The following is a 23,272-nucleotide window of genomic DNA, read 5'->3' on the forward strand; positions in this document are numbered from 1 at the left end:
ACACCGAGAGATATTTGGTGGCCGGGGAGGCAAATTCAAGAACCCCCGGACGTCCTGGCAGCGCAACCGAACCGGTGCGAATTCTTCGTTTTTGACGCCCATTTTCGGGCTACAGCGCGCAAAGAGAGATGGCGTGTGCAGCCGCTCACGGCAGCTATGGCGGTCGATCGCGCCGATCCGTTGTTTTTTCGATTTCCTCTGGAACACTCGTCGGACCCCGCAGTTGGGTGGCCCGAAATAAAGGGCCTGCTTTTCGAGCAGCGCCGCCCAGCAAACGGAGGAGCTCGAAGATGCGAGTTGTCTTTGCCTTCCTATTTGCTCTCGCCGGTCCCGCAGCCGGGCAGGAGCAGGCCACGACTGCGCCGAGTGTCGCGCGCGCAGTATTCCTGAACACGTCGGGCGAGTCGATCGGCACGGCGACTTTGAAGTCAACGCCGAACGGCGTGCTGATCGAGGCGAAGCTCGCGAACCTGCCGCCCGGAATCCACGGTTTCCACATCCATGAGGTCGGAACATGCGACCCCGCGACTGGCTTCGAGTCGGCCGGCGGCCACCTCGGCTCGGGACCGCATGGTTTCATGGTCGAGGAAGGACCGCATGCCGGTGACCTGGCCAACCAGACCGCTCGCGACGACGGAACGATGCTTGTCGAAGTCTTCAACGAACGGGTGAGCTTCGACGGTGAGATGTCGCTCTTCGACGACGACGGTGCGGCTCTTGTCGTCCATGCCACAGCCGACGACTACCGGTCGCAACCAGCGGGAACTGGCGGCGACCCCATTGCCTGTGGCGTGATCGAGCGCGACTGACCGCGCCGCGGCGCTAGCGCGTCGGCTAGGTTCAAAGAGTCACGGCGTCCGTAGTACGTCCCGGAAGGACGCGCGGCGCCGTAGATCGAGGAGCCCTCAAGCCCCTCGGACAGGCTTCGTCAGAGGGCTGGCGAAGAAGTTCGTCGGCAGGCGTGCGCCTTCGGCGAGCACCGGCCCGCAAGGGCCAAGGCTCCACCGCCGATCCATCCGGCCGGCGTTGGCGTTGACCATCAAACCGCAAGGAGAACCTAGATGAAAGCCTTACTTCTTTCCCTCACGATCGCGGCATTCGCCATGCCCGCCTTCGCTCAGTCCGGTGATACACCGGCGACCGGGACCGGCCAGCAGGACCAGGTCATGGCCATGACGGCTGAGAAGCTGAAGACGCAGCTCTCCAACGCCGGCTTCAAGGAGGTAACGGTCCTCGACGCCGCTTACCTGGTCCAAGCGCAGACGGAGGATGGCAACAGGGTCCTCATGCTGATCAATCCGCCGGCGAATATGACCGACACAACCGCCACCACCGGCAGCACCACTCCAGAACCCGACGCCAGCACCGAACAGCAGTAAGCTGACCTCGATTCGAGCCGCGTTCGGCGGCGATGCCATTCGCCGCCGCCTCGGCCGCCGAGCTGATGTTCATGGCAAAAGAACTTCGGAGTTATCCTTCAATGGACGGTCCGGGAATACTCCGATGGACAAAGCTCGTCGAAATCCTCCAGGAGGCGAACAAGCTCGAACGAGTAGAGCGAAAGACCGAACAATTGTCCTGTCACGTACAGCGTAAATGCAGATTGCTTGAATTGCAGAACTTGCCCTCCGAGAGGTGCCGCTGTCTCTCGTGGCGTGACGGAAAACGCCATCAGATGCTCCTCGAAACCGAAATTCGGCCGCGACGAATAGTCTTGCGACATTTGGACCGGATTGCCCGGCACCATCATCCAGCCCTCCGACGCGCTCTCGGAAAACAGCTCCAATGGGACCAGATTGATTTCGATGCGGCTGTGTTCCTGTGTCATGGCGGCAATCCTCAAAAGGAACGTGGGGGAACAAAGAGACAGATGGTGCGGCCCGCGGGCTCGCCTGCTACCGTGCAGTGATGAAACTGCCCATCCGGGCTGTTCTTGATGCGCGTGTCGTGCGGCGTGATCAGCTCCCCGGTAAGCTTGATGACATATCCGCGAGGGCCTTCGAGAACCGCTTGGCTCTTGATCTCGCGGCAGTCCATCCCGCTGCAACATGAAAACGGATACGTCCATCCGTTCGGCTGTGCCGCTGTCGGCGTTACGTCATGCGCCGCTGCGGGCCCAGCGATGGCGAGTACAAAAAGAGTAGTCCTTGGACTGCTCATGATCCGCACCTCGACGGTGAATAGGGCTGCTTCGCTTACGAAGCTCCCCTTCGATCGAGTTCTTGAGCCGCTGCAAGCAGCGCCTCCGCATTCCCAGGCGGCTCTGCACTTCATTGCGAAACGGCTCCGCGGGAAGATTATGCTCACGATAGCAGCGGGCCTCCCGCCCTGACTATTGAGCAGGAGGAACGATCGGGTACCAACGAGCAGGGGATGACCTATACGGAGGTTTAGGGGCCCTCATATCGGAATGCTGCATGCCAACTTAGATCGACCTCGATTTAAGGAAAAAGGCATGCAGCAATTTAAGTGCTCCACAGCGCTGCGCGTCTATTCACAGGCGCAAAAGTCGCTGAAACTCTTTGAATTGCGCTTCGCGCTTCCAAAAATCGGTTCCGATTTTCAGGCCGATGCGCGGGCGCCGCGCTCCGGGAACGGCCCGCTTGCGTGCGCTCCAGATACGGGCGCCGCTCGATTGAGTTTGCAATGATCCGTACGACGGAATAGAGTCCTAACCAGAGAAAGGATTGCCCAAGCCGCCTCCCGAGGCGACGGCATTTTCGGCCCGAATGGAGTGGTCGCGGCCTGAGCAAAGCCCCTCGCGGATTGCGAGGCGAGTGCTATGACGGCAATGGAGTTCCTGCCGGTTCTTTTCATGGTCGCCGGAATCGTTCTGGTGGCGGTGGGCACGCTTTTCGTTTCTACGCTGCTGCGCCCGTCCAATCCCTACCCCGAGAAGAACATGCCCTATGAGTGCGGCATGGACCCGGCGGGTGAGGCTGCCGGGGGGCGCTTCCGGGTGCCGTTTTTCATCGTCGCGATCCTCTTGGTGATCTTCGATGTCGAGGCGATGTTCCTCTTTCCCTGGGCTGTCGTGCTTAAGGACATCGGCCTAGTCGGCTATGTCGAGATGTTCGTCTTCATAGCGCTGCTGCTTGTGGGTTTTGCCTATGCCTGGCTGAAGGGAGCGTTGGAATGGGAGGAATAGGCAACGCGATCCGCGACAGCGTATTGTTCACCACGGCTGATAGCGTCATCAGTTGGAGTCGGAGGTCGGCCTTATGGCCGGAGACCTTCGGCATCGCCTGCTGTGCCATCGAGATGATCTCCGCCGGCTGCGCGCGCTACGACCTCGACCGGTTCGGCGTGGTATTTCGCCCGTCGCCGCGGCAATCGGACGTGATGATCATCGCCGGAACCGTCACCCGAAAATTCGCCCCCGTGGTACGGCGGCTCTACGATCAGATGCCGGAACCGCGCTGGGTGATCGCAATGGGAACCTGCGCGATTTCCGGTGGGGTCTACAATACCTATGCGGTGGTGCAGGGATCGGAAACCTTCGTACCCGTCGACGTGCATGTGCCCGGCTGTCCGCCGCGCCCAGAGGCGCTGATGCACGGCTTCCTCATGCTGCAAGAGAAGATCAAGAGAACCCGCGCCTTGGCAGGGACGCCTCTCGATCGGGTTGTGGCATCATGAGCGGCGAGCCCCTCGACCGCGCCTTGATCATGAAGCGCTTCGAGGGAGCAATCGAGGATCTGGGCAACGCACACGGCATTCACGCCTTTGCCGTTCCGCCGGAGACGATCGTCGAGGTCTGCCGTTTCCTGAAAGACCATCCGGCGTTTCGGTTCAATTTCCTGTCGGATATTTGCGGGGTCGATCACCACCCCGAAACGCCGCGTTTCGAGGCCGTGTACCACCTCTATTCGCTGCCGAACAAATGGCGGGTCCGCATTAAGTGCCGGCTTGGCGATCCGCCCGAGGTTCCCTCGGTCACCGGCGTCTGGCGCACTGCCAATTGGCACGAACGCGAGGCCTGGGACATGTACGGCATCCGCTTTACCGGGCACCCGGACCTGCGCCGGATCTACATGTGGGAAGGTTTCGAGGGCTTTCCCCAGCGCAAGGATTTCCCGTTGCGGGGCTACAAGGACAAGCTGAACCCATTTGGCGCCGAAGGCCCGCCGCCGACGCAGCCCGATCTTGCCACCAGGGACATCCCATAAAGGAGGCCGCTTTCAGATTGGACCCTTGATATGACCGAAGTCACCGAGCTCATCAGACCGGAGGGCGAAGCGCTCGATACCAAGGAAGTGCTTCTCAATCTCGGACCCCAGCACCCCAGCACCCATGGGGTTCTCCGGCTCGTCCTCGAACTGGATGGCGAGTTTGTCGAGCGCGTCGACCCGCATATCGGCTACCTCCACCGCGGCACCGAGAAACTGGCGGAAAGCTTCACCTACACGCAAATCTTTCCGCTGACGGACCGGCTCGACTATCTCTGTCCGCCCTCGAACAATCTCGCCTTCGCGATTGCCGTGGAGAAACTCCTCGGCATAGAGGCGCCGATCCGGGCGCAATATATCCGCGTTATGACGGCGGAGCTCGCGCGGATCTCTGGCCATCTCCTGATCACCGGCGCTTTGCCGATGGATCTCGGCGCCATGACCGCGTTGCTCTACGCCATGCGCGAGCGCGAGATGATCATGGATCTCCTGGAAATGCTCACCGGCGCGCGCATGCACACCTCCTACTGCAGGGTCGGCGGCGTGCGGGAGGACTTGCCGGATGGGTTCATGGAGAAGGTCCGCGAGTTCTGCGGCATTTTTCCGAACCGGATCCGCGACTATGAGCGGCTGATCGAGAAGAACCGCGTGTTCCTCAGTCGCACGCAGGGGATCGGCGTGATCTCCGCCGAGGACGCCATCGATCTGGGCCTGAGCGGCCCGAACCTGCGCGCTTCCGGTGTCGACTGGGACATCCGGCGCGACGAACCCTACGAAATCTACGACCGGCTGGACTTCGACGTCATCACCCGCGGCGAAGGCGATTGCTACGCACGTTGGCAGTGTCGGGTCGACGAGATGCGCCAAAGCATCCGCATCATCGAACAATGCACCGAACAGATGCCCGAAGGGCCGTTCCAGATCGACATGCCGACCATCGCTTTCCCCGTGGATAAGGAGAAGGTGCACTGCTCCATGGAGGCACTAATCCAGCATTTCGACCTCTCGGCTTACGGTTTCAACGTCCCCAAAGGAGAGGTCTATTCGGCGATCGAGGCTCCGAAGGGGGAACTCGGCTTCTACATCCTCAGCGACGGGTCGCCGAAGCCGTTCCGCATGAAGGTCAGGGCCCCCTCCTTCGTCAATCTTCAGGCGCTGTTCGGCGTGAGCAATGCTCGCTACCTCGCCGACATGATCGCCGTCCTCGGCAGTCTCGATCCGGTGATGGCCGAGGTGGACAAGTAGAAGGGGCTCGGATGCGATGACGATGCGCGAAGATATCGAAGCGGTGGCGGCGCGGTATCCCAGCCGGCGCTCGGCGATCATGCCCGCGCTGCTGATCGCGCAGAGGGAGTATGGTCATCTGCCCGGCCCGGTGCTGGAAGAGGTCGCCGATATTCTGGGCGTCGAGCGAATCTGGGTCTACGAGCTTGCGACCTTCTATACGCTCTTCCATACGGAGCCGGTGGGGCTGTTTCACCTGCAACTCTGCGACAATGTCTCCTGCATGCTTTGCGGCGCCGAGGCGTTGCTCGAGTATCTGGAGGCGGCACTCGGCATCGGCAAGGGCGAGACCACGCCGGACGGGTTGTTCACACTCGATACGGTCGAGTGCCTCGGCGCCTGCGAGATGGCACCGGTGATGCAGGTCGGCGACGACTACCACGGCAACCTCGATGTGGCGCGGCTGAAGGCTCTCCTGAAAGACTTTCGGGCGATGGCGGCCGGGCAGGCTGCAAATCCCGCGCCTGCTTCCGCCCGGCCTGCGGGAGAATAGTGCCATGTTCGAGCGGGTCCTCCTGAAGAATGTCGATCTGCCGGACGGCCATTTGCTGCGGACCTACGCGGCCGGCGGCGGCTACGAGGCGCTTGCGAAGGTGCTTCGTGAGCATACGCCCGATGAGGTCGTCGAACTCGTCAAACAGTCCAACCTGCGCGGTCGCGGCGGCGCCGGCTTCCCGACGGGAATGAAATGGAGTTTCGTGCCGAAGCAATCGGACAAGCTGAAATATCTGTGCTGCAACGCCGACGAGGGCGAGCCCGGCACCTTCAAGGACCGGATCATCATGGAGCGCGACCCGCACCAGCTCATTGAGGGGCTGGCGGTCAGCGGCTATGCGATCGGGGCGGAAACCGCCTATGTCTATATCCGTGGAGAATATGTGACGGCGATCCGCCGCCTGGAACAGGCGATCGCAGAGGCCCGGGATGCGGGTTATCTCGGAAGGGGCGTCCTCGGTTCGGACTTCAATTTCGATGTACATATTCATTGCGGCGCCGGCGCCTATATCTGCGGCGAAGAGACTGCGATGCTGGAATCGCTCGAGGGCAGGCGGGCGCAACCGCGGCTGAAACCGCCATTTCCGGCCGTGGCCGGGCTCTATGCGAGCCCGACGGTGATCAACAATGTCGAGACGCTCGCCTGCGTGCCGCATATCGTCACCCGGGGCGCGGACTGGTTTCGCGGCATCGGGCCGGACAAGAGCCCAGGCCCGAAGCTCTACTGCGTGAGCGGCCAGGTGCGCAGACCCGGCCTCTATGAGCTGCCGATGGGCATCGCCTTGCGCGAACTGGTCGAGGAGCATGCCGGCGGAACGCTGCCGGGCCGAAAGGTCAAGGCGGTGATCCCGGGCGGCGTCTCCGCGCCGGTCATACCCGAGGTTGGGCTGGAGGTGGGGATGGATTTCGACTCGCTCGCCGCCGTGGGCTCCATGCTCGGCTCAGCGGGCGTAATCGTGGTCGACGATACGACCTGCATGGTCAAGGTCGCCACCCGGATCGTCGAGTTCTTCCACCATGAGTCCTGCGGCAAGTGCACGCCGTGCCGGGAAGGATTGAACTGGGCCGTCAAGGTTTTGCGCCGGATTGAGGCGGGGGAGGGCACGGCCGGCGATCTGGAGCAATTGGACATGCTCTGCAATGGCATTTTCGGCAACACCTTCTGTGCGCTCGGTGACGGCGCGGCGATGGGGCTGCGGGCAGCACTCAAGCATTTCCGCGACGAGTTCGTCGCCCATATCGAGGAGCGCAGGTGCCCGTTCCACTGACGAGGCGGCGCAAGCTCTACAGCGCCGCGCGTCTTATCAGACGCGCAAAGATCGCTGTAGTACTTTGAATTGCTGCATGTCTTTGTCCTTAAATCGAAGTCGATTTAAGGAGACATGCATTAGGAGGAAGCATGGTTAGCGTTACGATCGACGGACAGGTTCTCGAAGTCGCGGCCGGCTCCACGGTGCTCCAGGCCGCCGAGCGTCTGGGCATCGAGATTCCGACCTTCTGCTATTGGAAGCGGCTGCCGCCGCTCGCCTCCTGCCGCATGTGCCTGGTGGAGATCGAGGGGCTGCGTCGGCTGCAGCCGTCCTGCGCTACCGTGGTCGCGGACGGCATGGTGGTGCGGTCGAACACGCCCCTGATCGAGGAAACGCGCTCGTCCATGCTCGACATGCTGCTCGCCAACCACCCGCTCGACTGCCCGATCTGCGACAAGGGCGGCGAGTGCGAGCTTCAGGACATGGTGATGGCCTACGGGCCGCGCGAAAGCCAATTCCGCGACCCAAAACGCGTGTTCCACTCGAAGGACCTTCGTCTGAGCCCCGTTATCATCATGAATGTCAACCGCTGTATCCAGTGCCAGCGCTGTGTGCGCATGTGCGAGGATGTCGTCGGTGCGGTGGCGCTGGGCACGGTCGAAAAGGGCATGGATACCGCCGTCACCGGTTTTGAGGGCAGTCTCGCGAGCTGCGACCAGTGCGGCAACTGCGTCGAGGTCTGTCCGGTCGGCGCGCTGATGAGCTTTCCCTATCGCTACAAGGCGCGACCCTGGGACCTCCAGGAGACCGATACGATCTGCCCGCATTGCGGCACCGGCTGCCAGCTCACCGTGGGGGCCCGAAAAGGCGAGTTCCTGCGGGTCCGCTCGGACTGGGAGCACGGCGTCAACCGTGAAACGCTCTGCGTGCGCGGCCGCTTTGGGCTCGATTTCATCGAGGGCCGCGACCGCATCAAGCGGCCGATGATCCGCCGGGACGGCACGCTCACGCCGGTTTCCTGGATGGAGGCGGGCGACTATCTGGCCCGGCGCCTCGCGGCTCTCAACGGGAAGGCAGCGGGCGGACTCATTTCGCCGCGTCTGCCGAACGAGGTGCTCTATCGGTTCCAGAAGTTGATGCGGACGGTATTCCATACCAACAATATCGACTGCTCATCGCGCTGGTCCACCCCGGTCGACACCCTGGTCCCGCTGATGGCAGGCTTCTACAGCCGTGCGCCGCTCGAAGAGGTGATCGGCAATGACACCGTGCTTGTGATCGGCGGCAATGTGACCGAGGAAAACCCGGTCACCGAATATCTGCTGCGTGACGCCGCGCGGCGGCGCACCAGATTGCTGATGCTCTCGGCGCGGCCATCGCGGCTGGACGCCGATGCCCAGGCGGTCGTTCGGCTGCGGCCGGGCGCTGAGGCCCGGAGCCTCGCCTCTTTGGCGGCGGCGCTCGCAGGGGGTGAGAGCTTGCCGGGCGGGGGGCTTGCCGAGATCCGCTCGGCAATCGGCGGGCCGGCGGAAGATTCCGGTGCGGGGATCGACCGGATGGCGAGCGCGCTTGCGGAAAGTCGCAGCGTCGCCGTGCTGGTGAGTGTCGACCTGCTGCGATCCCCGGAGGCGCGCGCGACACTTGAGCAGCTTGCCAATCTGCTGCAGCTTCTCCGTCTGCTCGGCAAAGGCCCGGCGATGCAGTTCCTCTTCGATCGTGCGAACCAGCTGGGCGCCTGGGACATGGGGGTTCTGCCGAAGGTGCTGCCGGGGCTGCAGGCGCTCGCCGACGGTCAGGCGCCCCCAACGTTCGAACGGGTCTGGGGATCGGAAATCCCGCCTGAACCGGGCGTGGATTTCGACGCTATGCTGGAAATTTGTGCCGGCGGGAGCATGGGCGCCCTCTACATCGTCGGAACCGACCCGCTGATTTCCTATCCGGACCGGGAATTCGTGCGGCGGGCCCTTGATGCCGCCGATCTCCTGATCGTGCAGGACGCGTTCCTGACCGAGACCGTGGGCCTTGCCGATGTGGTGCTGCCGGCGGCGGGTTACGGCGAGGAAGCGGGCACCTTCACCAACAACGAAGGCCGAACCCAGAGGGTCCGCAAATTCCGCCAGCCCGCCTTCGAGGCGCGGAACAATCTCGCAATCTTCGATTTCGTCGCGGCGCTCGGCAATCGGCCGCTGCAGCCCTCGACCGAGGACGAGGTCTTTGGCGAGATCGCCCGGCTGGTTCCGGCCTATGCGAGACTGACGCCGGACGGGCTCGGCGCCGACGGCGCATTCACCAGATCGGCCTTGGAGCCGCCGCCGGCCACCTTCTTTGCGATGCCGCCTGCCCCGGCGACGGCCGACCGGCTGATGCTGATCACCGGCAATTGCCTGTTCCACAATGGCTATGAATCCGAACGCTCGGAAATCCTGAACACGGTTGCGGATGATCCCTATGTCGAGATGAGTGCAGAGGACGCTGCCGAACTTGGCCTTTCGGATTGCGATCCGGTGGTGGTGCAATCCGCTCGGGGCGAACTGACGGCGAAGCTGAAGGTCAACAGGCGCTTTCCGCGGGGCCTCGTGTTTGTTCCCGAGAATTATCGGGCGCTGTGCCTCAACAGCCTGATGCGGCGGGGTGAATATCCCTGCCCGGTGGAGGTTCGCGCCGCCGGCGCCAGCGATGGCATTGCTCCTCTGGCCGGCTCGGCCAAGCCTCAAGATTTCGGCGGCGGCGTGGCCGGCTCGCCCTGATCCCGTCAGCGATAATTCGTGCCGCAGATGTAGTCGTGCAGGTCCTGCTCCGTGCGCAGCGCCTCGTCGAGCCGGTGCTTGACCACGTCGCCGATGCTGACGACGCCGACAACATCCTCGCCATCCCTGACGAGCACATGGCGCGTGCGCCGCTCGGTCATGATCGCCATCACGAAAGGCAGCATATCGTTTGTCGAACAGGTCGCCACGCTGCGGGTCATGATGTCGGCGGCGGGCATCAGGACCGCCTCCGCCCCGTGCGCCGCCACCGCATTGCAGCAATCGCGTTCCGACAGGGTGCCCATATACTGTCCGGGCCCGCCGCTGACGACCACGAAGCCGATATTCCTATCGCGAAACAGCCGCAGGACCTCCACCATTGACTGATCGGGCGTGACCGAGACCACTCCGGATCCCTTGCCCTTTACGATTTCGCCGACAAACATCTCCACGCCTCCTCTCCTGCAGCGCCGTGCGTCACCTCGGACACATGAAGGTCGTTGCAGCCCTTCCAATCGCCGCATGTTTCCTTAAATCGGAGCCGATCTAAGGAAACATGCGAGGCTCCGGTTTGACAGCTGGCGCGCTTCATGTTCGCCGGATATTGCGCCACCAGTTGTATCCCCGCGGCTCGTTTGCCTCGACCAGCCCGGTCTCCTCCGTGTGCAGGCGAGCGGCGACCACGCCACCGCCGGTCGCGGCCTTGCCCGGCTTCAGGAGCAGATCGTCGCGGCCGATCACCAGGTCCTGCGAGGAGAAACTCGAGAATTCGTATTGCTGGCCAAGCGCGATCGCGTCCGCCGGGCAGGCGTCCTCGCAGAGCCCGCAGAACAGGCAGCGCGCCGTGTCGATTTCGAATATTGCCGGGCGCCGGTTCCCTTTCTCATCCTCATAGGGAACGACTTCGATGCAGTCGCAGGGGCAGATGCGCGCGCAGAGTTCGCAGGCGACGCATTTGATTTCGCCCTCTGCGTCGCGCTTGAGGAAATGATGCCCGCGATAGCGCGCATAGGGCAGCCATTTCTCCTTGTCCGGATACTGCATGGTCACGGATCTGGAGAACATGTAGCCGAAGGTCAGGCCGAGCGCGCTCGCGAGATCGGCGAAGAAAGCCCAGCCGACCCATGATCCAGCTCTGTCGAGTGCGCGCGACATCGTCGCCTCGCTGCGGCCTAAGATAACAAAATGCCTGTTATGATTATGTTCGCCAACGACAGAGGAAGCAAGACTTTCCAGCCGATGGTCATCAGCTGATCGTAGCGGTAGCGGGGGAAGGTGAAACGGAACCACATGAACAAATAGACGAAGAAGGCGACCTTCAGGAGAAACCAGAGTAGCGGCGGCAGGGGGATCAGCACGCCGTTCCAGCCGCCGAAGAAGAGGATCACCACCAGGACCGATACCAGCACCATGATCACGTATTCGCTGACCATGAAGAAGGCGAAGCGGATGCCGCTGTATTCGGTGTGGAACCCCGCGCCCAGATCGCCTTCCGCCTCCGCCAGATCGAAGGGAATGCGCTGCGCTTCGGCAAGTCCGGCGACGAAGAACACGAAGAAGCCGACCGGCTGGTAGACGACGTTCCAAAGGCCGGCTTGCGCCCGCACGATGTCGAGGAGGCTCATCGATTGCGCCAGCATGACAACGCCGATGACTGCAAACCCCATCGGGATCTCGTAGCTGATCATCTGCGCGCAGGTCCGGAGGCTGCCGAGGAGCGCATATTTGCTGTTGGCGGCCCAGCCGCCGAAGATGACCCCATAGACCTCGAGACCGATCACCGCGAAGACGAAGAGCAGCGCCACATTCATGTTGGAGACGTAGAGCGTGATCTCGGCGCCGAGGACCGAGACCGTCTCGCCGAAGGGTATCGCGACGAAGACCACGAAGGGAGGGACCATGGCCAGGATCGGCGCCAGCTTGAAGAGGAAGCGGTCGGCCTCGGTCGGGATGTGGTCCTCCTTGGTCAAGAGCTTGATCCCGTCCGCCATCGGCTGCAGCAACCCGTGCCAACCGACGCGCATCGGCCCCATCCGCTGCTGCATGTGACCGGCGATCTTTCGTTCCATCCAGGTCAGCGGCAAAGGGAGCAACAGCAGGATCGCGATCAGCAACGCGACCTTGAAGGCAATCAGACCGAGGGCGACCACAAGTTCCATGTTCACGGCTACTCATGCAAGGGGTTGAAACACCGAGCACGTTGCGCAGCTGTCCGTAACTCCAAACGGTACAGCCGCGACGTGTTTCTTGCAATGCCGGCCGGCGGCATCTGTGCCGGCTACTCCGCAGCGGCTTCCCCGCTCTCCTTCGCCGCGGCGGCGTTCTTCCTGTCGATCGCATCCCGGTTTGCGGCTGCAGCCGCCGTCGCGTGTTTGTCGTCGCCGGCCACCTGAACGGTGGGCGACGCGAAATGGAGTCCGTTGGCGGCGAAGGCCTCCTTGATCAGGGCCTGGGCTCGGCGCCTCACCTGCGTCTGCGTCCCCGGCTTCGTCTTCATCGCGAAGCTCAAGGTGATGCCGTAGTCGCCAAATTGCTCGACGCCCTTCATCTTGACGGTTTCGAGGATCAGGGGTGCAAGTTCCGGGTCCTCGAGAAGCGTGGCGCCGACGCCCTTCACTACCTTCTTAACCTTGGCGACATCGGTGTCGTAGGCGACGTTGATCCTGAACTTGTCGATCACCCAGTCGCGGCTCATGTTCTGGACGGCGCCAAGCGAGCCGAAAGGCACGGTGAAGACCGGCCCTCGGTGATGGCGCAGCTTGACGGAACGGATGCTGAAGGACTCGACCGTGCCCATGTAGCTGCCGCTCTGGATATATTCGCCGACCCGGAAGGCGTCATCCATCATGTAGAAGATGCCGCTGATGATGTCCTTCACCAGCGTCTGCGAACCGAAGCCTATGGCAACGCCGAAAACGCCGGCGCCGGCGATCAACGGGCCGACCTCGACGCCGAGCCCGGAGAGCACCATCATGATGGCGACCACGGAGATGAAGGCGGCGAGAAAATTGCGCAGGATCGGCAGCAGCGTGCGCAGGCGCATGTTGCGGGCGATCTCAGCCGGATCCGCCACATCGACGGTGGCCCGTTTCAGGTGGAGCGTGATGAATTCCTTGGCCAACTGCCAGACCAGGTCTGCCGCAAGTAGGATGACCACGCCGGCGAGAACGCCGCGGAAGAGGCGGTTGAAGGAATCGTCCCGGATCAGCGCGCTGCCGTTCAGCTGGAAAACGACGGCGAGCCAGGCGGCGGCGAGCGCAATGATGGCGAATCGCGCGCCGCGGTCGATCAGCACATTGCGCATCACGCGCATGTGGTTTGCTGCTTCACTGTCTTGCATCGATCTGGCGGCGGCACTCGTGAAGCGCAACAGCGGCGGCAAGGCGAGAAAATAGACGCCGAGCCAGAACAGCACCTTCATGCCGGCGACCCAGACGAGCCACATGAGGATGAGGAAGGCAATGAGCAGGGCGCTGCGCAACATCCGCCGCCCGGGTGCTATTGCCGGCGCGGGCCGTCTAAGAGTGGTGTCGATCGCCAAGACCAGAACAAGGAGGCCAAGCCCGGCCGCTATGAGATCACGAACATCGCTGGGGACCGAGAGCGCATGCATCATGTCGACCACCGCCCACAGGAAGGCCAATGCACCGATAAACAGCACCAGGCGCCGATGCCAGAAGCGCGCAGCCTCCGGCGCAATCGAGACTCTCCCTTCCTGAGTCCCTGCTCCGCCCTCATATGCCGGCTTCAATGCGGTCGAAACGACCGCGATCAGTAGGCGGGCGACGATCCAGGCGACAAGCAGCGGCGCCACCGCCGCCTCCAGTTGCCTCGGCCAGCCGGCAAGCACGAAGGCGGCCACGACTGCAATCGCAAAGACGAGGAGCGGCGCGATGCGGTCGAAGGCGGCAAGGCCACGTTCTCCGGGGTGGCGACGTGCACCGCGCCGCAAAATATAGCGCAGCAGGAATTCGGCGCCGTAGCCGACGAGGAGCATGAGAGCGAAACCCCTGAGGATGGGGATCTGCCCGTGGCCATGAATGTCCGTCGCGACGCGGCCTTTTGCCGCCTGCCACTCGGGGCCCAACCGAGGCACCGCATTGCGCATTCCGGTGAGGTGACTCTTGATCGCGGCGATCCAGCGGGACGCGTCGCTCGCCGATGGAGCTGCAACCGCCGTGTTCGCGGGCGGGCGGGCAGCGAGCCATTGTCGCACTTCCGGATCGTCCAGCAGCTCGATCAATTGCTGGACCTTGTCCGGCGGCGCGGCCGTGCCTGGCTCCTGTGCCGCGAGCGGAGCTGCCAGCGCGAGGAAGAGCTGCAGAACCAGAAGCAATGCAGCGTGAACGCAGCGTCTGCACCCGTACCTCAAGACTGCCCCCATGCGCTATCCCCCATTGTCTGCGTGAGGTCTCGACGGCGTCGAAACCCACGGATAGGGCCGGGCATCGTCGCAGTCATCCGGCACCCCTCCGGTTCAATGTCCGGTCAGGACAAGCGTCTGCACCGGCAGGAGCAGCGCCTGCAGCCTGAGGATCATGGCATGCACCAGCCCCACGGCATCGACCATGTGCAGGAACAGCCAGCGCGACGTGCTGATACCGGGCGAGTGCAGTTCGTCATGGTTGCTGGTATAGGCATTGGCGATGCAACTGCTGCCGGGCGGAATGCCGGTGAACTGCCCCTCGAAGAGCGGCTCGAGGAAAGTGGTCAGGGTTCCGGGGCGGGAGAACTGCTGCGCGTCGGCGAGCTGATCCGTCGGGAGCACCTGCCCGGTGGCGATCACCTCCTGGACCTCGGTGACGACCATCGGGATGACGGCGAAGGGTTTACCGACGCAGGTCGCCTCGGCGATCATGCCGGGCTTCAACACCTGCGCCTCGATCTGGCCGAAGCCGGCGACGAGGCCGATGCGGCGATCCTCCGGCACGAGAATGCCGGCCGAGCGGATCATCGGGTTGACGATGTCGCCGGGCCGCAGCGAGAACTGCTGGACCATGCCATCGGTGCCGGCGCGAATGACGGTTTTGTCGAGCTCGACCTGCGCCTGGGCAAGGGCGGCTTCGGCGCTCGCTTTCTGCGCCGGCAGGAGCGAGGCGATCTTCGCCTCGAGCGTCTGCTTGTTGGAGACGGCGGCGTCACGGGCACCCTTGCTGCCGTCGGCCGCCACCTGGCGCCTTTCGATCTCGCGCCTGGCCACCACGTTCGGATTGAGGCGGTTGAGTTCGACCTGCGACTCGAGCTCGTCCACCGCCTGCCGGTAGGCGCCCTCGGCCTGGGCGATCAGCCCGTCGGCGGCCGCCAGTTCGGTCTCAGCCACCGCCGTTTCGGCATCGATCTCGGCGACTCGCCGGCGCGCGGTCTCGAGCGCCGCCCGCTGTCCGGTGTCGTCCAGCCGGAACAGGGGATCGCCTGCCGCGACCTTGTCGTTCATGCCGACGAACACCTCGGCCACCCGCCCGTTTGCCTCCGGCAGGATGGTAACGGTGCGGAAGGCGGCCGTGACGGTCTTCGTCGAGGGATGGAAGTAGAAGATCAGGGTGATCAACGAAATCGTGAGGATGACGCAGGCGGTGATGCCCCATCGGAGCTCGAACCACATGGAATAGAGATTGATTTCCCGGCCGATCCGCTTGCCCTGGACGTAGCGGCGGAAGAGGAAGTCCGGAAAGATCGTCAGCAGGGAGCAGATCATGAATTCGAGCATGGCTCAGCCTCTCGGCTCCGACAGGGTTTCGCCGGCCGGCACGTCCGGTGCCCATTGCGGTTCGGTCTCGACCGGGTGTGGCTTCGCCGCGACCACGTGAATGTCGTGCGGAACCGTTTCGAGTAGCGGCCTTTCGTCCCGATCGGCAATTCTGCGGAGCGAGTCGGCCATCGAATTCACCGGCGTGGAAAAGTCCGGAAACTCGATCAACGCCAGGAGCAGGGCGGCGATCCAGAAGAGGTGGTTGTGCGTGAAGAGCGCGATCAGCGACAGGACCGCCACCAGCTGGAGCTGAACCTTGCTGGCGCCGTGCGCGATATGCTCCGGCAATGCGTGCAGGCGCAGATAGAGAACACCGGCAAGGAAAATGATGAGCAGCACGAAGACTACCATCACGTTCATCAGAACGTCCGTCTCCCCCGGAGCCGTGATAAACGCCGGCACGTGCTCCACTGCAGCGGGATGCAAAGATTCTGGCATATCCCAGGCCCCCCACGATGCGTCGCGTTGCCGGCGCATCAGTCGTTAACAATACCCCACTTCTCGTCCGGACCGAAGCGATCGATGAAGGCACGATCGCCTCGGTCCACGTCCCGGCTTGCGCAGTCGGACGAAAGCCTTCAAGGCGCCGGCGTGTACCAGATCGGCGACGTATAGGCGCGCTCCTGCAAGGTCATCGTCGTCCCGGGCGCCGGCGTGACGCCGAAGCGCTTGGCGTCATAGGCGGTCCAGCGCGGCGTCGGGATCTCGATCACGCGGCCGTAATAGAAGGCCGGCTGGGTGGGATCGAATTCCGGGTCCCGCCACACGGCAATCAGCTCCGGCGCGCCGATCGAATTCGACCAGGTGGCCGCGGCTAGGTCCACTGTGTCTCCGACCGGGGGGAGTTTTCCGTCGTTTCCGGGCTGGCGCTCGCCCGACCAGGCGACGTCATGGATTTTTTCTTGCAGGTTGCCGTCCTTGTCGAGCCAGCCCTTGATGATCTGGTAGCGGTCGAGATTGGCGCCGATCGGGTCCTTCAGCGCGGCAACGAGGAAGGTCGGTGACTTGTCCTGCGGGGCTTTGCCGAGATCAGCGCCCATCGGGACGCCCTTGGCGTAGCCGACGATGGCCGGGGCGCGGGTTTCCGCGTCAGCCGGGGCGAAATCCCAGCCGCCGAAGAAGCGCACGACCATGCGGGGGCCGGTCGTCGCGTAGGTTTCCTTGCGCTGCATGGCGTCCCAAAGGGACGCGCGCGTGTTCTCCCTGGCCCAGACGGCGGCGTAGCCGGACGACGACACCTCCCAGTCCATGACCTTCACGCCCGTCTCGGCGTTGTCGATGAAGGTGGCGGTCATGCGGTGGGGGCTGGGCTCCTGCGGTGTTGTCTTGCCGAAGAAATTCTCTTCCTCCAAAGCAGAGAGGCCGGTATGGGCATCGCTGCTGCCGATCAGGCCGAACTTGTACGGGTTCGTGCCGAGCTCCTTTTCGAGTTTCAGGCCGTTCTTGTAAGCTGAGCGCGCATATTCGAATTCCAGCATGTCTTTCTTCTTGGCAACACTGCCGTCGAGGTTGCCCTTGTCCCAGCGTTCGAAATTGGCGAACTCGTCATTGGGTGAGAGATAGGGGTGTGCTTCGCCGTCGCCCTTGGTTTGGGTCGCCTCGTAGAGGCGCTCCCACCTTGCCCGCGTCTCGACATAGTCGCGGTCGAGTTTCTTGCCGAATGCCTCGACGACCGGAAACATCGATCCGTTGCTCAAATTGCCGTTATGCGCGATCGCGAGCACGCTGCCGCCGGTTTTCTCTTCATAGGCCTCCATCCATTTCCAGAGATCGGCGGGGTTGTCGCTGCCATAGGGCGGATAGACGGTGAAGGGCTCGACCTGGCTGGCCTTGTCGCCATTGTCGCGAAAGATCACGTTGCGGTGCAGATTGTTGCCGCCGGTGTTCGAGGTCCACTCGTAGCCGATAAGCGCCGTGAACCGGCCCGGTTCGTTGTGTTGTTCGGCGGCGGCGATCGTCTCCTTCCAGGCGCTGCGATAGGCGGTGGTTCCCGGGAAGTACATCAGATCCTTGGGGAAGGTCCCATGCGAAAAGGCGACGATGATTTCCGTCGCCGCGTCCGCTCCTTTGCCGGACTGGATCATATCATACCACTTGCGGCCGGTGGGGTCGGAGATGAGATTCGATTTGCCCGCAAAGAGATCCGGGAAAAAGCCCATATTGTCCGAGTGATCGGCTACCACGAGAAAATCGAGCGGTCGGGAGAGTCTCACCGGCTGTCCGGTAGAGGAAACGACCTCTTCGCCCTTGGCAAATCGATATGCGTCCATCGGTCCGATACGGGCGCCAAAGGCGCCTGCGTCCATGGAAAAGGACGTGTGCAGATGCGTATCGCCGAAGAAGGGGCGGGCTGGGAAATCGTGGCCGACATAGGGCGAATAGGCAGGAGGCCGCTGGTGTACACGCTCGGCGGCTTCCTTGCCGAGCGTGCCTGCGTCCTGCGCCGATGCCGGCAGCCCCAACAGGACAAGACTGGTCAGCGCCGTGCCGTAGAAGAAGGTCCTTGCCATGATTTCCTCCTGAAGACTGATTGTTTCAAAGGTCGCGGCCCATGTCGGTCTTGCGTTGGCACGGATTGTCCGGGATCGCGGTTTTCGCCACCGCCGCGGGTGTCGTCGATTTCGATGGGCGAGCTTCGGCCCGGGCATAGGCAAGCAGGAACAGCGCCCGTTTTGCCGCCGGGCCATAGAGGCGGATGAGGCCGAGTTCGTGGGCTTTGCCGATCGTCAGGCCTCCGCTCGCAATCTCAGCGATGACCGCCTCGCCGGAGACGAGAACGACGTCCTCCGGTTCGGGCCCCGTCACGTGCACGCGCATGTGCAGCCCGCTCGTACCCATTTCGAAGCGCGTCCACAGCATGGGCTCGATGAGAACGAGGGAGACCGACGGCGGAGGCTTCTCGCCCGAGGCAAGAGGCAAGTTTCGGCCAAATTGCTCAAGGGATCGCACAGTCTTGCGATAATTCGCGCCGAACAGGTCCGGGGCCGCGCCCGCGGAGCTCGGAGGCGGCAGCCGCCGCTCGGCGACAGCTGCCGAGATGGAGCCGAGCACATGCAGTGCGTCCGGATAGACCCAGTTCAGGAGCCCTCGAGCCATCATGACGTCGTCGTGATAGCCGCAGGCAGAGCTTGCCGATGGCGACAGCGTTGCGGCCAGAAGCGATAGCGGTAGGAGCAGCCGGGAAATGCAAGCGCGTCTGTGCATGGTCGCTTCCTCTAGAACATCGCCAGTCGCTGCACGGTCCAGAACATTGCAACGGAGCCGATTGCATAGGCGGGAACGCGGTACCCCCAGGTCGGGAGCGGCAGGGGAATACGGAGGACCGCAGCCGCAAGCGCCAGTACCGCTGCCACGAAGAGAAGCTGTCCGATCTCCACGCCGACGTTGAAGAACAGCAGCGCCAGCGGGACGTGTCCTGCGGGCAGACCGGTCTCGCTCAGCGCACCCGCGAAACCGAAGCCGTGCAGCAGGCCGAAGCCGAAGGCCACGAGCCATGGCGCCCGCGCCGCCATGCCCTCACGCCCCTGGTCCCGGTGGACGATCTCGGCAGCGACGAAGACGATGGAAAGTGCGATCACCGCCTCGACCGGGGCGAGCGGCACGTTCACGAGTCCGAGGGTCGCCAGCGCGAGCGTGATGGAATGGGTGAGAGTGAAGGCAGTGATCGTCTTCACCAGCGATCCGATACCCTGCGTCAGCATCAGAAGTGCGAAGACGAAGAGCAGGTGATCGATGCCGAAGAGGATGTGCTCGATTCCGAGCAGCAGGTAGAGGCCGGCCACGTTGAGGATGGTGTCCCGGGCAGGTATCGCCGCCGAGGGCGCGTTCGGCGTCAGGCGTTGCGTCCAGGTGCTGCCGTCCGCATATTCGATGTGCGCGAGCACATCGGTCATCGTTGCGGCAAGACCGGCGATCGTCAGGGTCTGGCCGCGCAGGGCCGGGGCTTCGAGGTACCAGGTCTCGATTGCCGCACCCGAGAGGATGCGGACGGCCGGCAGCGACGGGCGGGTTTTGCCGGAGAATTCGGGCTTCAGCGCGAGCCTCATGTCGCCGCGCATCGGCACCTTCCACAGAACGGCGAATGTGCCCGGCTCCTGCTCACGCAACTCGAGATAGGCGGGCCGGACCTCGTGCGCCAAAGCTGCCGCGGCGACGAGCAGCGGCAAGAGCAACGCAGTCGCCAGCGCCGCGACGCGGATCGTTGCCCACCGCCTCATCGGATGCCCTCCTGCGACAGGCGACCGATGAATGGCTCGACACTTGCCGCTGCCACGATTTCGTATTTCTTCAACAACTCCGCGAAGTAACGTTCTTGGTAGCGGCGCCGCTCTTCGTCCTGCCATTGCGCGCGCACTTCGTCCTTGACTTCGGCGAAGGGCCTTAGTGCGGCGGGGGCGATCTCGGATACGTGGACGAGATGCTGTCCGAAGGCGGATTCGATCGGGCCGCTCCATTCCCCTTCCTTGAGTGCGACGACCTCTTGGGAAAAATCAGGGCCGAACTGTGCGGCGATGTCGCTTTGCCTACCGTCCTCCAGCCGTGCCTCGGCCAGCCATTGGTCGCCTTGTTCGAGGATTGCCGTTTGCGCAAGGCCGTTGGATGCGGCAAGCACGCGTCGCGCATCGGCCGCCGCGTCCTGGCGATTCGAACCGCTGAAGAAGACGTGGACGAAAGACACCCGCGCCTCCTGACGGAACCGGTCCGGATGCGCATCATAGAACTGGTGCAGGTCGTCTTCGGTTGGCTCGGCGAGGCGCGCGGTATCCTCGATCAGGAATGTCACCTTCTGTGCCAGCCTGCGCCGGATGATCGTATCGTCCTCACCGAGCCCCAAGGCGCGGGCCTCGTTGGCAAGCAGTTCTTCCTTGATCAGCTCCGCGATGAGACCGCGCAGTTCCTCCTCGGAGGGCGCGCGCCCCCATTGGCCGGTCCATGTCTCAGTGATCCAGCGCAGGTGCCCGTCGTCGAGCCGGATTTCCGGCCGGTCGCCTGTCCCGGCGTCGCTGTTGAGCCAGGCATGGGCGACAAACAGGGCGGCGCCCGCGATGGCGAAGTGGACGACGGGTTCCTTCAGCAGCTTCATGATGAGCCATCCCGCTTGAGCATCTCGCAGTCAGGCGGAATTGCCTGAAGTCGCACGATGCGGAAAATAAATCTGACCGGCGGTTCCATTTGTGATCGCCAGAAGCCAGGAGTCCTGGACCGAAAACAAACATCTGAGCAGATGAAGCGTGGGAGAGGGCACGCAAGTCTGCTTTAGTGCATCGGCGATCGCCGCATCGCGACGACATTTGCCCGCTCCAGCGCCTCGGCGATCTCCTCGGCAAGATCTACGACAATCTCCTCGTATTCCAGGCGCCGCGCCGCACGAAGGCTTTCCGGCAAGTGCTCGACCGCAGCGAGGGCCTCTTCGGCGGCTGCAAGATCGTCGCAGATGCAACGGAAATTCTCGTCCCGCGCAAGCAACGCTTCGATCTGGGGACCTCGCGTCGGAAAGCGGCAAGTGGCCGCTTGCAGTCCCCTTTTCCCTACAGTGCCGTCCGACCGCGCACCCATGTTCGAGTAGCCTTCGCAATGCTGAAAACTATTTCAGGGAGAGTATATTGCGCTAAGTCAATGCAGGGATGTAACTTACGTGGGCAAACAGGCGTATGCGGTAGGCAATGCACCTGCGGCGGCCTGTGAAGGGGGCGAGGCAATGGTCCAGACCCGTTCTGTCCGAGTGGATCAGGCGGCAAAGCCGATGCCGCCGGAGCCGGAGATCCGCCTACAATTGCAGCGAATCCTGTCGAGCCTGGAATTTGACGTGCCGGAACGGGCGCGGAGGTTTCTCTCCTATGTCGTCGAGGAGGCCATCGCGGGCCGAGGGGATCGGATCAAGGCCTACTCGATTGCGGTGGCGGTTTTCGGCCGCGACTCCTCGTTCGACGCACAGACCGATCCCGTCGTTCGGATTGAAGCAGGGCGCATAAGACGGGCGCTCGAGCGCTATTACCTTGTTGCGGGACAAAGCGATCTGATCACGATCGACATACCCAAAGGCGGATACGTTCCAGTCTTCAGCCGGAACGATGGCGGCGCGGAGCTGGACGGAAATGCAGAGCATGCTGCGGAAGAGCGCAGCGAGACTGGCGAGCGCCCGGTGACGCGCTGGCGGCCGATCCTTGTCGCCGCCGCCGGATTTCTTCTTCTCGGATCCATTCTTCTCTACGGCATCTCGCGAACGGATCACGTGCCCAACGCGTCCTCGACCCTGGCGCAGACCGTGCCGGACGTGCCACGTCTGATCGTCCTGCCTTTCGAGGACTTGTCCGGAAGTGACAGCTCGGTGGCGAGGGGCCTGACCGACAAGGTCATCGAACAGATCTCGAAGTTCAAGGAAATCGTCGTCGTCGCGGGCGACCCGCCCGATGCGTCGAGCGAGACGCCGGCAGGCGCCGTAGTGCAGAATGCACGCTATGCGCTTTCAGGCGGCGTGCGGTTCGACGGTTACCGGCTGCGGCTGACTAGCCGCCTCGTCAACCGCGGCGACGGATCGGTCCTGTGGGCCGAAAGCTACAATGAGAGCCTGAAGGTCCGTAGTCTTATCGAGCTCGAGACCAAGATAGCGCGCTCCGTGGCCACGGCACTGGCGCAGCCCTACGGCGCCATATTCAGGGCGGATGCCTCGTCGGCGGCAAACATGCCGCCGGAAGATTGGGAAGCCTATCGATGCACTCTGGCCTATTATGGCTATCGCGCCAGCCTTAATCCGCAGACCCATGCCTCGGTTCAGGGCTGCCTCAAGCGGGCGGTAGAGAAATTCCCGGGCTATGCCACCGCCTGGGCGCTGCTTTCGCTGACCTACATCGATCAGCTCCGGTTCCGCTACCGCCTCGATGCTCCCGCTTCGCCGCCGGTCGATCTCGCCATCGCGGCTGCAAGGCGCGCCGTCGAACTCGATCCGCAGAACGTTCGCGGTCTTCAGGCGGAAATGCTTGCTTTTTTCCTGCGCGGCGACGTCGATACGGCGCTGAAGATCGGCGAGCGCGCACTGGCCATGAATCCGAACGACCCGGAACTGAGCGCGGAATATGGGCTTCGGCTAGCGCTGTCGGGCGAGTGGGGGCGCGGGTGTCACCTTGTCGCGGAAGCGGTCAGCAGGAACCCTGGGCCTCTCGGCTATTTCGAGGCATCGCTCGCGCTTTGCGCCTACATGCAACAGGACTATGCCGCCGCCGAGCAATGGATCAGGGCAGCCGATGTGCAGGCCAATCCGCTTTACCATTTCATCGCTGCCGCCATCCTCGGGCAACTTGTGAAGTCGGAGGAAGCGGCCAGGGAAAGAGAATGGATCGAGAAGAATGCACCGGGCATTCTCCAGAACATTCGCCAGGAGGTGGCGCTGCGCATCCACCGGCCGGAGGACCAGAGCCATTTCCTCGAAGGCTTGGCGAAGGCGGGTCTGGCGGTCCGGTAAATCGCAGCCTTCCGCCCCCGGCGGATGCGCGAGTCGATAGACGTTACGCGATGTTACATGCGTCCAGCGCGCCGCCATAATAGAAGAAAGAATAGCCTGCGAGGGCAGTCCCAGAGGAA

The 23,272-nt window shown here is 63.2% G+C and carries 23 protein-coding genes; 11 read left to right on the forward strand and 12 right to left on the reverse strand.

The genetic code is table 11. The features are described 5' to 3' along the window. Window positions 1–290 precede the first annotated feature (290 nt). Window positions 291–809, forward strand: coding sequence for a superoxide dismutase family protein (locus tag SJ05684_RS17935; RefSeq protein ID WP_034856149.1), 519 nt, complete (start codon window positions 291–293; stop codon window positions 807–809). A 252-nt stretch (window positions 810–1,061) separates the two neighbouring features. Next, window positions 1,062–1,379, forward strand: coding sequence for a hypothetical protein (locus SJ05684_RS17940; RefSeq protein ID WP_034856147.1), 318 nt, complete (start codon window positions 1,062–1,064; stop codon window positions 1,377–1,379). 98 nt (window positions 1,380–1,477) lie between these two features. Here SJ05684_RS17940 and SJ05684_RS17945 read toward each other — a convergent pair whose 3' ends face one another. After that, a complete protein-coding gene (locus tag SJ05684_RS17945; RefSeq protein ID WP_034856146.1) occupies window positions 1,478–1,828 on the reverse strand; it encodes a hypothetical protein in 351 nt (116 codons plus the stop codon). A 627-nt stretch (window positions 1,829–2,455) separates the two neighbouring features. On the opposite strand from SJ05684_RS17945, the gene SJ05684_RS17955 reads away from it, so the two are divergent. From SJ05684_RS17955 to nuoG, 8 genes are all read left to right on the forward strand, one after another. Further along, window positions 2,456–2,650, forward strand: coding sequence for a hypothetical protein (locus SJ05684_RS17955; protein WP_034856142.1), 195 nt, complete (start codon window positions 2,456–2,458; stop codon window positions 2,648–2,650). Window positions 2,651–2,782: 132 nt separating this feature from the next. Beyond that, on the forward strand, window positions 2,783–3,148 hold the full coding sequence (locus SJ05684_RS17960) for an NADH-quinone oxidoreductase subunit A (protein ID WP_034856140.1): 366 nt from the start codon (window positions 2,783–2,785) through the stop codon (window positions 3,146–3,148). Then, a complete protein-coding gene (locus SJ05684_RS17965) occupies window positions 3,136–3,639 on the forward strand; it encodes a NuoB/complex I 20 kDa subunit family protein (RefSeq protein ID WP_034856138.1) in 504 nt (167 codons plus the stop codon). Before SJ05684_RS17960 ends, SJ05684_RS17965 begins: the two co-directional genes overlap by 13 nt. Then, complete coding sequence (locus SJ05684_RS17970) at window positions 3,636–4,169, forward strand: NADH-quinone oxidoreductase subunit C (RefSeq protein WP_034856136.1); 534 nt, start codon at window positions 3,636–3,638, stop codon at window positions 4,167–4,169. The genes SJ05684_RS17965 and SJ05684_RS17970 overlap by 4 nt, the downstream gene beginning before the upstream one ends. 30 nt (window positions 4,170–4,199) lie before the next feature. Further along, window positions 4,200–5,414: an NADH dehydrogenase (quinone) subunit D gene (nuoD, locus tag SJ05684_RS17975; protein ID WP_034856135.1), complete on the forward strand. Its 1,215-nt coding sequence runs from the start codon at window positions 4,200–4,202 to the stop codon at window positions 5,412–5,414. A gap of 16 nt (window positions 5,415–5,430) precedes the next feature. Beyond that, window positions 5,431–5,946, forward strand: a complete 516-nt coding sequence (locus tag SJ05684_RS17980) for an NADH-quinone oxidoreductase subunit NuoE family protein (RefSeq protein ID WP_034856133.1) — start codon at window positions 5,431–5,433, stop codon at window positions 5,944–5,946. Window positions 5,947–5,950: 4 nt separating this feature from the next. Beyond that, a complete protein-coding gene (gene nuoF / locus SJ05684_RS17985; protein WP_034856132.1) occupies window positions 5,951–7,216 on the forward strand; it encodes an NADH-quinone oxidoreductase subunit NuoF in 1,266 nt (421 codons plus the stop codon). A 131-nt stretch (window positions 7,217–7,347) separates the two neighbouring features. Next, on the forward strand, window positions 7,348–9,945 hold the full coding sequence (gene nuoG, locus SJ05684_RS17995) for an NADH-quinone oxidoreductase subunit NuoG (RefSeq protein WP_034856131.1): 2,598 nt from the start codon (window positions 7,348–7,350) through the stop codon (window positions 9,943–9,945). Between the two features lie 5 nt (window positions 9,946–9,950). Here nuoG and SJ05684_RS18000 read toward each other — a convergent pair whose 3' ends face one another. The 11 genes from SJ05684_RS18000 to SJ05684_RS18050 form a co-directional block, all read right to left on the reverse strand. Beyond that, window positions 9,951–10,391, reverse strand: a complete 441-nt coding sequence (locus tag SJ05684_RS18000; RefSeq protein WP_034856129.1) for a CBS domain-containing protein — start codon at window positions 10,389–10,391, stop codon at window positions 9,951–9,953. 142 nt (window positions 10,392–10,533) lie between these two features. Beyond that, window positions 10,534–11,100 (reverse strand): NADH-quinone oxidoreductase subunit I, encoded by a 567-nt coding sequence (locus SJ05684_RS18005; protein ID WP_034856127.1) that lies wholly within the window; start codon window positions 11,098–11,100, stop codon window positions 10,534–10,536. A gap of 17 nt (window positions 11,101–11,117) precedes the next feature. Then, entirely contained in the window at window positions 11,118–12,104 is a 987-nt protein-coding gene (gene nuoH, locus SJ05684_RS18010; protein WP_034856125.1) for an NADH-quinone oxidoreductase subunit NuoH, read from the reverse strand. Window positions 12,105–12,223: 119 nt separating this feature from the next. Then, entirely contained in the window at window positions 12,224–14,329 is a 2,106-nt protein-coding gene (locus SJ05684_RS18015; protein WP_034856123.1) for a mechanosensitive ion channel family protein, read from the reverse strand. A 93-nt stretch (window positions 14,330–14,422) separates the two neighbouring features. After that, a complete protein-coding gene (locus SJ05684_RS18020; RefSeq protein WP_034856122.1) occupies window positions 14,423–15,652 on the reverse strand; it encodes an HlyD family secretion protein in 1,230 nt (409 codons plus the stop codon). Window positions 15,653–15,655: 3 nt separating this feature from the next. Further along, a complete protein-coding gene (locus SJ05684_RS18025; protein WP_034856190.1) occupies window positions 15,656–16,132 on the reverse strand; it encodes a hypothetical protein in 477 nt (158 codons plus the stop codon). 140 nt (window positions 16,133–16,272) lie between these two features. Beyond that, window positions 16,273–18,204, reverse strand: coding sequence for a DUF3604 domain-containing protein (locus tag SJ05684_RS18030; protein ID WP_034856119.1), 1,932 nt, complete (start codon window positions 18,202–18,204; stop codon window positions 16,273–16,275). Between the two features lie 25 nt (window positions 18,205–18,229). Then, the gene (locus SJ05684_RS18035; protein WP_244426659.1) at window positions 18,230–18,898 is read right to left on the reverse strand and encodes a hypothetical protein; all 669 of its coding nucleotides are present in this window, start codon (window positions 18,896–18,898) and stop codon (window positions 18,230–18,232) included. Between the two features lie 11 nt (window positions 18,899–18,909). Further along, entirely contained in the window at window positions 18,910–19,911 is a 1,002-nt protein-coding gene (locus SJ05684_RS18040) for a HupE/UreJ family protein (protein WP_034856117.1), read from the reverse strand. Then, window positions 19,908–20,777, reverse strand: a complete 870-nt coding sequence (locus SJ05684_RS18045; protein WP_034856116.1) for a peptidylprolyl isomerase — start codon at window positions 20,775–20,777, stop codon at window positions 19,908–19,910. Before SJ05684_RS18045 ends, SJ05684_RS18040 begins: the two co-directional genes overlap by 4 nt. Before the next feature lie 173 nt (window positions 20,778–20,950). After that, window positions 20,951–21,250: a hypothetical protein gene (locus tag SJ05684_RS18050; RefSeq protein ID WP_034856115.1), complete on the reverse strand. Its 300-nt coding sequence runs from the start codon at window positions 21,248–21,250 to the stop codon at window positions 20,951–20,953. A 142-nt stretch (window positions 21,251–21,392) separates the two neighbouring features. On the opposite strand from SJ05684_RS18050, the gene SJ05684_RS18055 reads away from it, so the two are divergent. Beyond that, complete coding sequence (locus tag SJ05684_RS18055) at window positions 21,393–23,153, forward strand: hypothetical protein (protein WP_095694306.1); 1,761 nt, start codon at window positions 21,393–21,395, stop codon at window positions 23,151–23,153. Window positions 23,154–23,272 lie beyond the last annotated feature (119 nt).

This window comes from Sinorhizobium sojae CCBAU 05684 (assembly GCF_002288525.1).
Taxonomy (GTDB): Bacteria; Pseudomonadota; Alphaproteobacteria; order Rhizobiales; family Rhizobiaceae; genus Sinorhizobium; species Sinorhizobium sojae.